Source organism: Pseudomonas sp. SMSB3 (assembly GCF_052041965.1).
Taxonomy (GTDB): domain Bacteria; phylum Pseudomonadota; class Gammaproteobacteria; order Pseudomonadales; family Pseudomonadaceae; genus Aquipseudomonas.
On sequence record NZ_JBKGGV010000014.1, the window covers coordinates 110,191 to 124,429 of the forward strand.

General features: G+C 61.2%; 14 protein-coding genes. 6 read left to right on the top strand and 8 right to left on the bottom strand.

What is annotated here, in order from left to right; translation table 11 throughout:
• Positions 1-386: 386 nt before the first annotated feature.
• Both ACLEJW_RS20140 and ACLEJW_RS20145 read right to left on the bottom strand, forming a co-directional pair.
• Positions 387-1,364, bottom strand: a complete 978-nt coding sequence (locus ACLEJW_RS20140; RefSeq protein WP_440778123.1) for a hypothetical protein — start codon at positions 1,362-1,364, stop codon at positions 387-389.
• Between the two features lie 339 nt (positions 1,365-1,703).
• Complete coding sequence (locus tag ACLEJW_RS20145) at positions 1,704-1,934, bottom strand: AlpA family transcriptional regulator (RefSeq protein WP_440778124.1); 231 nt, start codon at positions 1,932-1,934, stop codon at positions 1,704-1,706.
• 370 nt (positions 1,935-2,304) lie between these two features.
• Between ACLEJW_RS20145 and ACLEJW_RS20150 the strand changes: the two genes are divergently transcribed.
• The 6 genes from ACLEJW_RS20150 to ACLEJW_RS20175 all read left to right on the top strand — a co-directional run bounded on the left by ACLEJW_RS20150 (position 2,305) and on the right by ACLEJW_RS20175 (position 8,520).
• A complete protein-coding gene (locus ACLEJW_RS20150) occupies positions 2,305-3,156 on the top strand; it encodes a hypothetical protein (RefSeq protein ID WP_440778125.1) in 852 nt (283 codons plus the stop codon).
• A 620-nt stretch (positions 3,157-3,776) separates the two neighbouring features.
• Positions 3,777-4,814, top strand: a complete 1,038-nt coding sequence (locus ACLEJW_RS20155; RefSeq protein ID WP_313299927.1) for a helix-turn-helix transcriptional regulator — start codon at positions 3,777-3,779, stop codon at positions 4,812-4,814.
• Between the two features lie 25 nt (positions 4,815-4,839).
• Positions 4,840-5,940, top strand: coding sequence for a hypothetical protein (locus tag ACLEJW_RS20160; protein ID WP_440778126.1), 1,101 nt, complete (start codon positions 4,840-4,842; stop codon positions 5,938-5,940).
• A gap of 60 nt (positions 5,941-6,000) precedes the next feature.
• Complete coding sequence (locus ACLEJW_RS20165) at positions 6,001-7,626, top strand: hypothetical protein (RefSeq protein ID WP_440778127.1); 1,626 nt, start codon at positions 6,001-6,003, stop codon at positions 7,624-7,626.
• Complete coding sequence (locus tag ACLEJW_RS20170; RefSeq protein WP_145190669.1) at positions 7,623-7,925, top strand: YkgJ family cysteine cluster protein; 303 nt, start codon at positions 7,623-7,625, stop codon at positions 7,923-7,925. The genes ACLEJW_RS20165 and ACLEJW_RS20170 overlap by 4 nt, the downstream gene beginning before the upstream one ends.
• Positions 7,926-7,938: 13 nt before the next feature.
• Positions 7,939-8,520, top strand: coding sequence for a hypothetical protein (locus tag ACLEJW_RS20175; RefSeq protein WP_145190666.1), 582 nt, complete (start codon positions 7,939-7,941; stop codon positions 8,518-8,520).
• Positions 8,521-8,599: 79 nt separating this feature from the next.
• On the opposite strand, the gene ACLEJW_RS20180 is transcribed toward ACLEJW_RS20175, so the two are convergent.
• From ACLEJW_RS20180 to ACLEJW_RS20205, 6 genes are read right to left on the bottom strand one after another with little or no spacing between them, the layout of a single operon-like run.
• Positions 8,600-10,555 (bottom strand): response regulator, encoded by a 1,956-nt coding sequence (locus tag ACLEJW_RS20180; RefSeq protein ID WP_313457851.1) that lies wholly within the window; start codon positions 10,553-10,555, stop codon positions 8,600-8,602.
• The gene (locus tag ACLEJW_RS20185; RefSeq protein ID WP_145190660.1) at positions 10,545-11,408 is read right to left on the bottom strand and encodes a sensor histidine kinase; all 864 of its coding nucleotides are present in this window, start codon (positions 11,406-11,408) and stop codon (positions 10,545-10,547) included. The genes ACLEJW_RS20180 and ACLEJW_RS20185 overlap by 11 nt, the downstream gene beginning before the upstream one ends.
• On the bottom strand, positions 11,401-12,411 hold the full coding sequence (locus ACLEJW_RS20190) for an ATP-binding protein (protein ID WP_440778130.1): 1,011 nt from the start codon (positions 12,409-12,411) through the stop codon (positions 11,401-11,403). The genes ACLEJW_RS20185 and ACLEJW_RS20190 overlap by 8 nt, the downstream gene beginning before the upstream one ends.
• A complete protein-coding gene (locus ACLEJW_RS20195) occupies positions 12,408-12,812 on the bottom strand; it encodes an anti-sigma regulatory factor (protein ID WP_145190656.1) in 405 nt (134 codons plus the stop codon). The genes ACLEJW_RS20190 and ACLEJW_RS20195 overlap by 4 nt, the downstream gene beginning before the upstream one ends.
• On the bottom strand, positions 12,809-13,171 hold the full coding sequence (locus tag ACLEJW_RS20200; protein ID WP_145190653.1) for an STAS domain-containing protein: 363 nt from the start codon (positions 13,169-13,171) through the stop codon (positions 12,809-12,811). The genes ACLEJW_RS20195 and ACLEJW_RS20200 overlap by 4 nt, the downstream gene beginning before the upstream one ends.
• A gap of 3 nt (positions 13,172-13,174) precedes the next feature.
• Complete coding sequence (locus ACLEJW_RS20205) at positions 13,175-14,026, bottom strand: STAS domain-containing protein (protein ID WP_440778128.1); 852 nt, start codon at positions 14,024-14,026, stop codon at positions 13,175-13,177.
• Positions 14,027-14,239: the final 213 nt, after the last annotated feature.

Below are 14,239 nucleotides of genomic sequence, written 5' to 3' on the forward strand. Positions count from 1 at the left end.
ACATTTTCTTCAGGTCACCGCATCGCCCCCACCGCCATGCACACCGGACATCACCGTTGCGCCGCTTCACCTTAATCAACGCAGCTGCCATATGTCAGGATGTCAGGCGTGCCAAACCCAGCAACAACAGTGGGACGACCAGTATCGACAAGGGCTCACTTACTGTTATCAGCGATAAGCATGGTGGAGCCTCCTGATCACTGGCGAGCCTCAACCATATCGAGACTTCGTGACCAATGCGACCTGCCCATTTCTCATCCGTAAACAAAGGAGGCAGATCGCACACTCACGTGACGGGTATGCAATCAATGTGAGCTGTGACTATCGCCAACCTACCCTACTCGATGCTTCGGGCTGCGCGTAGCAAAAACTCAGCAACAACTGCGTCACCTGTCACCCCGGCGAGATCGCTTCAGTTGCCCCACCCTCAAGCCTCGTGCCCCCGCGGGTCTCAAGCGCAGATGTTGAGCATTTTTGACGAGATACTTCACCGCCTTGTGCACATGGCGCCGAATTGCTCGATCACTCCTCAGGATGCGGCCGATACCACACTCGTCACCGTATTTCTCCTTGTCGTGGTTGCAACTGTAGATGTAGCCCTGACCATGCGTGATGTCTTCCCATAGCTCGCCGAGCTGGATGGCCTTGTAGACATCGCCCTGCACCACGTTGCCATTGAAGAAATAGGCAGAATGGATGTGGTAGCCCCCGCCATCATTCTTGTCTCCCTGCTCCACCGAATAGATGTGGCCGATGAGGTGGTCAAAAATCGGATTGCGCTTGTGCTTGGCAATCAGTTCATCCAGGTCATCAAACACGTGCTCGACTCGCAGCCTGCCATGCGCCTCAGAACGGTAGTGGAAGTCGACCCTGATGATGGTGATGCGCGAGTAGAGCTCACATAAGGCATCGGCGTAGTCGCAGACTTGGATCTCTTGCTCCTTAGCCTGGTGGCGGAGGTCATGCTTCCTGCGGAGATACCACCGTTCACGAGTCAACTGGCGTATCCGGGCGACCAAGACGTTCATGCTGTGATGATGATCCAGGTAGGCCGTACCCTCCTCATTCAGACAGGCAGGGCCATCAGGGTGGCGCTCCAGCCCGATGTCCTGACATGCAGCCTTGAACGCTTGCAGGTGCTCGCTGTAGCTGTATTCGGTACGACCTTCGAATAGGTCGACCATCTGCTGGATATGATCGAAGTACCAAGAGAGCCGAGTCTCTTGGATGCGTTCGTACCCTGTGCAGGCTTGCTTGATTCGGTATGCCGGTAAATCGGAACCTTCGGCGGCCTGGACAAGTCGCTCGATCTGAAGAGCAATGTCGGACTGGGAAAGGTGGGTGTACGTCTTACGATTGGTCATGGATGGGTACCTGGTTGCTTGTTGTGCATACCAGGCACGTGTTGTGTTTTTTTTAACCGATGACCTATCCCTGCCTCTGCAATAGGTGTCGTACTGGAGTGGCACCAATAACTATTGACTTATATTCATTGATAGTTAATAGCTATATTACTAGAAGCAGCCCAGCACATTATCAACCCTCCCAGCGAGACCTAGCAATGGGGAGCAACATTACCCTGCCGACCGAGAGATTTGCCAAATCGCATCCTGGGAGAGTTAGCTGAGAACACAGAACCTTCCCAAGCGGCATAAACGCCATGACCAGCCGTAGCCAGTCATGGCGCAAATGGTCATTCAGTTCTAGCTGGCCACACTCAGGTGGCCAGTGCCGCGCACCGCAATACCCTCTGCCAGGTCACGCTCCTCGATCCTAACCAGAATCCAGTCGTGCACCTCGCTATCGACCCAACCGACGCAGCGGTCCCCCAGCGAGACGGGTTTCGGGAAGGTGCCCTCCCCGATGTATTTGTAGATGGTCGACCGAGCAAGGCCGGTCGAATCGATGACTTCTTTCAGGCGGATGATCCTCATGAACGGGGCTCCTCGTATTCGTTCAGAGGATTGGCAGAGACGGTAAAAAAATACTGACGGGCTGATCCGCTGGCGCTCCTCGAAGTCACCTACAGCCCGTGAACGTACATCCGTGAATTCTCTGCCCCCCCGAGTGCTGACTTAGGCCATAGCACTGGCTCGCAGTTACTCTACTTTAGAAAACTCGAAAAACAGTCGAAAACCTACTGAAACCCCAGTAAAAATGGCGTTCACACGAAAAATTCTATTCTAGAATCGCCATAGAGACTGCATAGAATTCACAAAGAACCTGGCTAGAATCAATCTAGAATAGATGTAGAATCAGATGAAACCCGTACCGGAAACACCCTTAAATCGGGATTGAAAGAATGTGAAGACTGACAATTACGCGCGTAACAAAGATGCAGACAGGCTGAGCGAGTTGCTCCAAGAACCTCATCGAAACCATCGCCACGACATCTGGCTATGGCTGCACCTCTACCATTACAAAGAGGCGAGGCTTGACCTCAGAACCTGCAATGGCCTAACCATGCGTGACGAGATAGCCAGAGCCCTGAGGGACCGTCGGCACCCACTGTCCCGCATCCCCCGAGAGAAAGATCGACTCCTGCTTCCAAACGAGAAGCTGGAGTGGATCGAAGAGGATGAGCGGCAGCATCGATGGCTGATCCGCGAGACCGAGAAAATGACTGGCTTGCGCCTGCCTCACGGCCTAGTCCACCTCATCGGCAGAGATCGCCTCATTGGCATGATCGACCTTTGGGATATCGATATCGTCGAAAAGGCATTTGAGGTCGAACAGCTTCACCGTGACTGGCTCAGGCACAAGGAGAAGGACAGTGAGTTCGAATGGTTCACCGATAAAAAGGAGAGCGAAAGACGCTGTGCCTGTGCCTGGGAGTGGCTTAAAAAAAATCATCTGTCGCCGCGCACTAGGCAAACGCCAATCAGCAACTACCAAGAGCTGCTGATGTTTTTCGATCAAGGGGATATAGGCCGCCACGAACGGACGGCCATACTTCGAGAGATCAAAAGGCGATGGAGTCGTAAGCAATTTGACGAGCGTACCGCCGACAAGAAGCAGGTCAACGTCATTCTCTCGAAAACGGTGATCGCCCAGCTTGATGCGCTAGCGAAGGCGCACGGGCTGAAACGAGCTCAAATTATTGAGAACCTGGTGAGGATGGAGACTGACGCTGGAGTATACCTAGCTGAACGCTAGCTATACCCCCTTAAGGTGGCACGAGGTACCAAGCAAATCCTATCGGCATTCCAAATGGCATTCCAAAAGAAAAATATAACCGTAAAAATATTTTTAAATCAATGCCTTACATATCCAGTTCAGATTACCCCGGCTCTCGCGACGACAAGCCCTGTCGCCCCCCACCCGCATCCTCGCACCACCTTCCCCACGCGAATATCTCCCCCATGCCAACCACCCCCCTCCCCTACACCCTAACCTGCCCAAACTGCCCCTGGAAAAAAACCATCCTCCCCCCAACCGAAGTACTAACCCCAAACCTCCACTGGTTCACCCAATGCCCCAACTGCCAAACCCCATCCCCGACCCGCCGCGCAGCCACGCACAAAGAAACCCTAAAAGCCCGCCTGTCCCACTTCCTATCCCACCACTGCCAACCCTCGTCCCCAACGCGACACAGACTGTCGCCCCCGACCCCGACCATAAGCCCACACCCCAAGTGCCAAACCCAATGCCCCCCACCCACCCCACCCCAACACCAGAAATATTTGATAGCACAACGCCATCCATTTAAGTACGATCCACCCCATCTTGACGCCATTCTCTTGGCGCCCAGTTGTGACAAATGACAGGAAGTTGAAATGTCCCAAGCCAAGGACACGTTGCTAAGGCTATTCGCCTTGCTCCGGCTGATCCCCACCGAACCGCATCGGATCGCGACGCCCACGCTGCTGGAAAAGCTCCGTGACAGGGGCTTCTCGGTGACCCTGCGCTCCATCCAGCGCGACCTGAGCCGGTTGTCGATCCCGTTCTCGCTGCAGTGCGATGACAGCGAAATGCCGTTCCGCTGGAGCTTCACCCGCGAAGCGCCGCTGCGGCTGGAAGACATGGACGCGCCCACGGCCTTGGCGTTGTTCCTCTCCGAAGGCCACCTGAGCCCGATCCTGCCGCAAAGCGTGCTGGACCAGCTGGGCCCGCAATTCCGCCGCGCTCGCAACTACCTCAACGGTCTGGGCGGCAATGGTCTGGCGGACTGGGCCAGGCGGGTGCGCTCGCTGCCCAATGGCAAAGCCTTGCTGCCGGCGCCGGTGGGCGCAGACACCTGGGCGCAGGTTTCGGCCGGGTTGTTGGAGCGCAAGCAGCTGCTGGTCAGTTATCACAGCCGCAGTAAGGGCGGGCTCAAGCAGTTCCGTCTGCACCCGGCTGGGCTGGTGTCGCGCCATGCGGTGAGCTATCTGCTGGCGTCGGTGGAGGGCTATGGCGATCTGCGCCAGTTCGCCTTGCACCGCATGGCCGAGGTGCGTCTGCTGGATGAGGCGGCGCATGCGCATGAAAGCTTCGATGTGGATGCCTATATCGCCAGCGGCGTTTTCAGCTTCCGCGAGGCCGATGGCCAGGTGGAGTTGATCGCGGATGTGCGTCCGCAGATCGCGGCGCTGCTCAAGGAGACGCCGCTGAGTGAACAGCAGACGTTGAGCGGCGTTTCGCTGGAAGGCTGGCATCGCCTGCACGCCGTCGTGCCGCTGGACCGCGAGACGCTTTGGTGGATTTTTGCGCTGAACGACAACATTCGCCTGCATGCCCCGGACGTCTGGGTGGATGAAGTGCGCGAGCGGATTCGTTCGATGCATGCGCTTTACCAGAACACGTACACAACCCCGCAACTGCAACCTGCCTGACCTTCATAATCAAAAGGACATTGCCATGCCACTTCCCCTGATCCTCGGCGCTGCGGCGCTGGTGAGTGCTGCCTACGGTGCCAAGAAAGGCTACGACGGCTACCAGAAGCACTCCGAAGCCGACGACATCGTCAACGCCGCCAAAGCGCGTTACGCCGAGAAGAAAGACGCCTTCGATGTGCAGGAAAAAGCCACCAATGCGGCACTTGAGGCGCTGGGTCGGGAAGAGTTGGAAATCGGCAAGAAATTCGATGAGTTCAAGACCCTGGCCAACGCGTTGCTGGAAAAGCTCAACGCAGACCGCCAGGACAAGCTGAAAATCAACATTCCCAAGCACAAGCTGCAGAGCATCGAGAGCTATAGCTACACCGCCGTTGGCGTGCTGGGCGCCACGGCAGGGGCCGGTATTGCGGGCGCTGCGGCAGGGTTTGCGGTGTACGGTGGCGTGATGGCGCTGGGTGCGGCATCGACCGGCACGGCGATCTCGTCGCTGGCAGGGGTCGCGGCGACCAATGCGACGCTGGCGGCGATTGGCGGTGGCTCGCTGGCCACCGGTGGCCTGGGCATGGCCGGCGGCACGGCGATTCTGGGTGCTGCCGTGGCAGGGCCGGTGCTGGCGATTGCCGGCTGGGCCTACGACAGCCACGGTGATGAAGCGCTGAAAAACGCCAACAAGGCCGATCGGGAAGTGGACAGCGCGATCAGCAAGTTGCGCAAGGCGCAGAAGCAGTTGAGCAAGGCTGAAGACTACGCCTTCGATATCAACGATGTGCTGAAGTCCGTCTACGGGCAGTTCGACAAGTACTTCGAACACCTCAAGTACGCGGCTCGGCGCATCGAAGACATCCGCTCGCGCAAGCTCGACCCGCAGGCAGAAATGGCCAGCATGAGCGAGAACATCCTGCGCGCGATCAACAACGGTTTCACCTTGGCGGCCATCCTTGTCGACCTGATCACCACGCCGCTGTTCAAGGTCAAGGAAGTCAACGGCAACGTCGTGAAGGACGCCAACGACGTGCCGGTCATGGCCACCGACGCCGACGGCTCGATGATTCTCAACGACGACAAGCTGCAGGCACAGATCACCCTGACCCAGGACAAGGCGGCACACGTCGAGCCTGCCTGATTGAACGGCGGGGCTGCCCGGCCCCGCTGCGCCCCTCCCCCATTTGCCAAGGACGCCTCCATGCACGCCGCCGCGCGAGATTTCCCTTGGGCCGAAGAGCTCGAGAAAACCGTCATCACCAGCCTCACCACCAGCTTCGGCCTGGACTTCTTGCTGTTCAAGGATAAACAGGGCGGCGAGGTGGACACCCTCCACAACGTGCGCAACGGGGTATGGGCGACGGAGGCCGAGCGCCAGCATTTCGAAAAAGAAACTGCCCACTACGACTCGGCGGCCTATCACAGCCACGCCAACTACGTCGCCACCGGCAAGCGCGATAAGGCCAGCCAGGCAGCGGGTACGTTGGTCGACCCGTACCGCAACACCGTCATGCCTGCGCATGAGCAGCGCAACCTCGATCATGTGATCAGCGCCAAGGAAATCCACGGCGATGCCGGGCGCATCCTCGCCGGGCTCGATGGGGTGGAGCTGGCCAATCAGAGCAGCAACCTGCAGACCACTCACGAGACGGTCAACAAGTCGAAGAAGCAAACACCCATCGATGAGTATCTGAACAAGCTACCGGGCTTGATCAGCAACCACGAAAAAACCCTGGCCGGCGACCGCACGCGCCTGAGCAGCATGCCGAGGGAAACCCCACAGCAGCAGAATGAAGCGCGGGCGCTGGAAGACAAGATCCGCAAGACCGAGAGCAAGATCAAGGAGCTCAAGGCGGTAGACCCTGAAGGCATGCGCAAGCGCGATGCCGAGGCCAGGGCACCCTACGACCAGCAGATCAACGCGGCGTACTACACCAGCAGCAAGTTTCTGCACCAAACTGCCCGCGCTTCGGGCGCCGCAGGCCTGGCCATGGGTACGCGGCAAATGCTCGGGCTGGTGATGGCAGAAGTGTGGTTCGAGCTGCGTGAGCAACTGCCCGCGCTGCTGGACAAGCTCAAGCAGCGCTTCAGCCTGGATGCGTTCGTCGACAGCATCAGCAAGACGCTCGACGGCATCTGGAAGCGCGTGCAGGCGCGATTCAAGGATTTTCTGGTGGCGTTCAAGGACGGTGTGTTTGCCGGGGTGCTGGGTAGCCTGACGACCACCGTGTTCAACATCTTCGCCACCACCCAGGCAATGGCGATCAAGATCATTCGCGAGCTGTGGGGGCAATTGGTCAAGGCCGTCAAGGTGATGGTCTTCAACCCCGACCAATTGAGTTTCGTCGAACAGTGCCAGGCGGTCACCTCGCTGCTGTCGGTCGGCGCCGCGACGGTAGTGGGCACCCTGGCCTATACGCAGCTGGTGCCGCTCCTGAGCTTCCCGTTCGGCACCGAGCTGGCGGCATTCGCCGGTGCCCTGGTCACCGGGGTGGTGACCCTGGGCCTCAACTACTTCCTGCTGCACAGCGCCATGGCGCACAAGCTGTGGGCCTTCATCGAGTCGCTCACGCCCCATGCCGGCAGCGTTCGGGAATTCCAGGCGATCAACGCCGAGCTGGACCGTTACCTGATGGAGCTGAGCCGACTGGAGTTCAACCTCGACGTGGTGGAGTTGCAGGCGTTCACCGAGGAGCTCGCTGCGTGCAATGACGAGATCCAACGCAGCGCTATCCTGCAGCAGACCGTGACGGCCCGCGGTATCGATCTGCCATTCGAAGTGGGTAACACTGCGAGCACGCGAAACTGGCTGGCGTCGCTGGTATGACGCCTACGCCGTTCCCTTGCACCCAGTGTGGGCAGTGTTGCCGCAATGTGCACCTGGCGCAGCAGACGCGTTACCTGGATCGCGGGGACGGCGCTTGCCGGCATTACGATGATGCCGGCAAACAGTGCCTGATCTACGCAACACGCCCAGAGATCTGCCGGGTCGACCGGCAGTATCAGCTCAATTACGCCCAGCGGATGAGCTGGGACACCTTCGTGCGGTTGAATGTGCACGTGTGCGAGTCATTGCAGAAAAGCGCCGCCCAACCTGCACCTGAGTTATCAATCGATCATGTCTAGCAGCGAGATATTCATGAGTATTTTCGAGCGATTCAAACAGCTTTCACCGGCATTGAAGATCTTCGCTTCATTGGCATCGTTCTTGAGTAGCGTGGCCGGTATCGCAGCGTTGTACTTCCTGTTCAACCCGATCACCCCCTTCAACCCTGAGCTCGTAGGGCGCTGGAACAGTGACTACGCCTATCCCATCACCGACGGGACCGTGCATTTCAAAGGCCTTACCAACGTTTTCCACGAAGGCAGATACAACGTCTCTGGTGTCATCACCGTCGAAGGCAGTGTCAAACAGCAGCCGTATACTTTCATCTACAACATCGTCGGCGCTGGCAGTTGGACTGCAGACAGCGAGCGGATGTCGATCACGCTGCAAACCATCAATTCGACGCCGAAGAGCCTCGAGCTGTCTGGAGTCGCGATTGATCCGCTGCTGGTCGAGAAAATCACCGGCAAGCCTCTGCCGGGATTGAGTGACGCGATGCCTAGCGGCATGTCCGACGAATACAAGCTGGAGTCCGTGGCAGCTGATGCGGTCGTACTCCAGGCTACCGATCCGTTTGGAAAGCCTTTTCAGATTGAGATGCATCGTGAATCTTGAGAGGTCAGGCGCCCAACTGCTGCACGTTGATGGCCCTGATGCGAGCTAATGAAAGAGGGCGTGGACAGGGGCAAGCCTGTTACGCCCCACCACTCCCCGCCCCCACCCCACGCCGCACCTTCTCCAGCAACTCCCCCAACCGAAACGGCTTCACCAGCAAATCCATCCCCACCCCAAGAAACGCCTGCCGATCCATCGCCGCATCGGCATACCCGGTCATGAACAGCACCGGCAACCCCGGTCGAAAGATCCGCGCCATGTCCGCCAACTCGCGCCCGCTCAAGGTCGGCAAGCCCACGTCGGTCAGCAGCAGGTCAGGCCCCGGATCCTGGCGCAGTAGGTCCAGCGCTTCATCGATGGTCGAGGCCAGCGAGCAGCGATAGCCGGCATCGGTCAGGGCTTCGGCGACGGACACACGCACCGAGGCCATGTCTTCGACGATCAGCACGTGCTCGCCATTGCCCTGCACGTCCGCCTGCACCTCAGGCTCGGCGATCATCGCCGGGTCCTGGGTGGCGGGCAGCATCAGGGTCACTTCGGTGCCTTCGCCGAGCACGCTGCGCAGCACCACGTGGCCGCCGGACTGGCGGGCGAAGCCATAGATGGTCGACAGGCCCAGGCCGGTGCCCTGGCCCAGGGGCTTGGTGGTGAAGAAGGGGTCGAAGACCTTGTCCAGCAGCTCGGGCTCGATGCCGCTGCCGTTGTCGCGCACGCTGACGGCCACGTAGGTGCCATCGCTGAGGTTGGGGTCGCCGTGCACCTGGGCGGTGGCGGTGGTGACCCAGATGCGACCGCCCTTGGGCAGGGCGTCGCGGGCGTTGATCACCAGGTTGAGCACGGCGCTTTCCAGTTGCACCGGGTCGACCAGGGCGGTGACCGGCTGCTGCGACAGGTCGAGGCTGAGGGTGATGCGTTCGCCGATGGTGCGGGTCAGCAATTCCTCGAGCGAAGCAACGCGCTGGTTGACGTCGACCGGGCGGGTGTCCAGCGGTTGCTGGCGGGCGAAGGCCAGCAGGCGTTGCGTGAGCACGGCGGCGCTGCTGGCGGAGCTCAGGGCGGCATCCACGTAGCGCGGGACCTTTTCCGTGCGGCCTTCGGCAACGCGCTTGCGGATCAGCTCGAGGCTGGTGATCACGCCGGTCAGCAGGTTGTTGAAGTCGTGGGCGATGCCGCCGGTCAGGCTGCCCAGGGCGTCCATCTTCTGCAGTTGCAGCAGTTGCGCTTCGGTGCGGGCGCGCTGGGCGACTTCCTTGGCCAGCTGGGTGGTGGCGTCGTCCAGGCGCGCCAGGTGCGAGCGCTCGCGGTGACGGTGCTCGGTGATGTCTTCGACGAACACCAGGCACAGGCCGGGGGTGCGATACGGCGACAACTGCCATTCAGTCTCGCGCGGCTCGCCGTGCAGGCGCATGCCCAGGTTGCCGCGCCAGCGTTTGCCGGCGCGCAGGTGCTGGCGCAGCTCTTCCAGGGCCAGGGCCTGGCCGTCGGCGAAGCACTCGCGCAGTTGCAACGGGTCGCGGTTGTCTTGCACCAGGTGGGCGAACGCGTGGTTGCACTCGTGCACCTTGAGCTCGGCGTCGAGCACGGCGATCGGCGCCGAAACGCCACGGAAAATCTCCTGGAAGCGTGCCTCGCTCTCGCGCAGGGCGCGCTCGCTGTCGCGCACGCGCATCAAGGTGCGCAGGGTGGCGAGCAGCACGTCCGGGTCCACCGGGTGGATCAGGTAGGCGTCGGCGCCGGCGTTGAGGCCGGTGATGATGTCGCCGCTCTGGATCGATGCTGCCGATACGTGGATCACTGGCAGCAAGGCGGTGCGGGTGTCCTGGCGCAGCAGGCGGACGATGTCGAAACCGCTCATGTCGGGCAGGTTGACATCGAGGATCAGCGCGTCGATCTGCTGCTCGCGGATCAACGCCAGGCCTTCGCCGCCGGTGCCGGCTTCGAGCACCTCGTAGCCGTGCACGCCCAAGCGTCGGCGCAAGGCGTAGCGAGTCGCTGCGTTGTCGTCGACGATCAGCAGGCGCACATCAGGTTTCATCGAGGTTCTCCTGGGCCAGGGCCAGCGGAATGGTTACATGAAAGCATGAACCGATCCCTGGCTCGCTGGTGACCCCGACTTCACCGCCCAGCAGCATGGCGAAGCGCTTGCACAGCGACAGGCCGAGGCCGGTGCCGCGTAGACGTTTCTGCAAGGGCGAATCGACCTGGGCGAAGTCCTCGAACAGGGTGTTGAGCAACTCACCGGGGATGCCGATGCCCGTGTCGCTGACGGCGAAGCGGATCATGTCCTCGCCTTGCAGCTGCGCAGACACCCTGACCTCGCCACGGGAGGTGAACTTGACTGCATTGGAGATGAAGTTGCGCAGTATCTGCGCAAGCTTCTTGTCGTCGGTATACAGCCGGGGCAAGCCCACCGGCTCTTCGAAGATCAGGTCCACGGCGCTGGCGTCGACGATCGGCCGGAACATGCCGCGCAGCGCCGAGAACAGGTCGAACATGTCGAACCAGGCCGGGGAAATGGTGATGCGCCCGGCTTCGATCTTGGCCAGGTCGAGCAGGTCGTCGACCATGTCCGACAGCTCGCGGGTGGCGGTGCTGATGAACGCGACCTGGCGGTGCTGTTCAGCCGACAAGGGGCCGTCCAGCTCGTCGGACAGCAACCCGGTGATGCTCAGGATCGAGCCCAACGGGGTGCGAAATTCGTGGCTCATGTACGACAGAAAGCGGCTTTTCAGGTCCGAGGCCTGGCGCAGTTGCTCAGCCTGGATGTCCAGCTCGGCATACAGCGCCAGCACGCCTTGGTTGGTCTCGTCCAGTTCGGCGCGCAGTGCATCGTTTTCGGCCTGCAAGCGGTCCAGCAAAGCCGCCTGGTCAGGTAAGGGTTCAACCATCAATGGGCTCCAGGTCGACCACCAGCACCGTCACGTCGTCCCGCCCACGGCAGAAGTCGCGGTGCAGGACGGTCGCAATGACGGCCGGGTGGCGATGCACCAGGCCTGGGTAGTCTTCGAGTTTCCAGCGCGACTGCAGGCCGTCGCTGTACATGATCAGCAAATTGCCATTCACCTGAGCGTAGTCGAAGGCCTGGGCCTTGCGATACTGGCTGCCGACGATGCCCGGGTGCGAGGCCAGGCCACGGACCTTGACGCCATCGACCAGGTTCGTGCCGATGTTGCCGATGCCGAGAAACACCAGGCGCTGGCTGTCGGCATTGTGCTGGGCGATGGCCACCGCCCCGCCGCGCGTGCCGTTCATGGCCTGGTGCATGCGCTCGAGCAGCAACGTCGGGTCGATGAACGGGGCAGCGCCGAAGGCCTGGGCACCCGCCTGCGCTGCCGCCTCGGCTTCCGGGCCGTGGCCGAGGCCATCGATCACCAGGGCGCTCAGGCAGTTGCCGTCGATCGCCACCTGCCAGGTATCGCCACAGGCAGGGTCATCGTGCAGGGCGTGATGGCTGACGCCAATGCGCAGGTCGGTGTGCTCGCCCTGGCGCCGGTACAGGCGCGCGAGGATCACCGAGCCACGCTCATCGGTGTGCACATCGAACACCTGGGCCAGGCGCGCGATGGCGCCCAGGCCGATGCCTTGGGTGCCGCCGGTGGAAAAGCCATCGGTCATGCAGGTGCCGGTGTCGAAGCCTTGGGCGCGGTCCACTGCCAGCAGCTCGATACCGCCGCCATTGGCGCCCGGCACCGCACGCAGGTGCAACTCGCCGCGCTGGGCGTGCTTGAGCACGTTGCTGCACAGCTCGGTGGCCAACAGCGCCACGCGGCCGGCATCTTCGGCGTCGAAACCTTGCTGTTCGGCAAGCTTGTGCGCAGTGCGCCGGGCGTGGCCGACCTGGCTGGCTTCCTCGAGCGGCAACACCAGCGTGCGACTGGCCAGAATGGTCATGCCCATCGCGTGATCGTCACCCGCGTGCCCTCGCCAGGCACGGTGTCCAGCTCGAATTCATGCACCAGACGGCGCGCGCCGGTCAGGCCCAGGCCCATGCCACTGCCCGAGGTCCAACCGTCGGTCAGCGCCAGCTTGAGGTCGGGAATGCCTGGGCCTTCATCGCGGAACACCAGGCGCAGGCCGAGGCGGCCGATATCGTCGAGCACCTCCCAATCCATGTCGCCGCCACCGCCATAGACCACGGTGTTGCGCGCCAGCTCGCTGACGGCGGTGACCAGCTTGGTCAGGTCGACCAGGCGCATGCCGCACTCGCCTGCCAGCTTGCGTGCCAGCTGGCGCGCGAGCACCACATCCTGCTCGATGCGAACCGGCAGGCTGCCGCTGTCCTTGACGATCATGCGCGCCTCACGATCTGGCTGAGCCGCTGCATGCCCCGTTCCACGTTCAGTGCAGTGCTCACGCCGGGCAAGGTCAGGCCCAGTTCGACCAGGGTGATGGCCACCGCCGGCTGCATGCCGACCAGCATCACCTGGGCATCCATGAGGCGCGACAGGCTGGCGATGTCGGCGATCATGCGGCCGATGAAGGAGTCGACCATGTCCAGCGCCGAGATGTCGATCAACACCCCGCGCGCCGAGGTGTAGCTGATACGGTCGGTCAGGTCGTCCTGCAGGCGCATGGCCAATTGGTCATGCATGTCGACCTGAATGGTGACCAGCAGAAATTCGCCCATTTGCAGGATCGGAATGCGTTCCATGCTTTATACCCGCTCAGTGAGGGTGACACCCAGACGCGAAAGGGCCAACTTCAGCGCGTCGGCGAGGTTGGCCTTGGTGGTCAGCGTGCCCAGGTCCAGGCCCAGGTGCACGATGGTCTGCGCGATCTGCGGGCGCACGCCGCTGATGATGCAGTCGGCGCCCATCAGGCGGATCGCCGTGACGGTCTTGAGCAGGTGTTGCGCCACCAGGGTGTCGACGGTGGGCACGCCGGTGATGTCGATGATGGCGATTTCCGAGCCGGTGTCGACGATGCGTTGCAGCAGCGACTCCATCACGGTCTGGCTGCGCTGCGAATCGAGGGTGCCGATCAGTGGCAATGCCAGCACGCCATCCCACAGCTTGACCACCGGGGTGGACAGCTCCAGCAGCTCTTCCTGCTGACGCTTGATCACCGCCTCGCGGGTGCGTTGGTAGATACGGATGGTGTGCATGCCCATGCTGTCGAGCAGCTCGGAAACCAGCCACAGCTGTTCGGCCAGGCGCTCGGGCTCATCGCGGTAGTGGGCCTGGAGCAACTTGAACAATGGCCCCTTGAGCGCCAGGATGAAGTTCACCGTCTGGTGCGAGTCGTGGCCTAGTTGGGCACGGCTGGTGGAGAGCTTTTCCAAGAAGCGTCGAGTGTCGTCCCAGGCCGGCGCGGCGATGTCGCTGCCCGCGTTTGCTTGCAGACCGTCGATCAGCAGTTGCAGAAACGCCTGGGTTTCCTGATTGACGGTTTGTTCCTTGATGTTGCGCGTGGCACCGCTGGCTTGCAGGCTCGTGGTCCACTCATTGAGCAGCTGTGCCTGGTGGGTCTTGATGCCATCCAACGTGCTGCCGTGCAGTGCTGCCATGTGCCTTTCGCTCCTGTGCGTTGAGGCCAGCATCCCCCTGTGATCGCTGGCCTGCAAAGAATGACATCTTCGCATTCATTTAGTTGTCATTGCACAGAAAGATAGTCGCATTAGGCCATTGGCGGGGCTGCGGGTGTGGGGGGATGCGTGGATCGAGCGCCGCTTGCGCGGCGCATCGCGAGCTATGCTCGCTCCTACGGGGGGGCTGGGCGG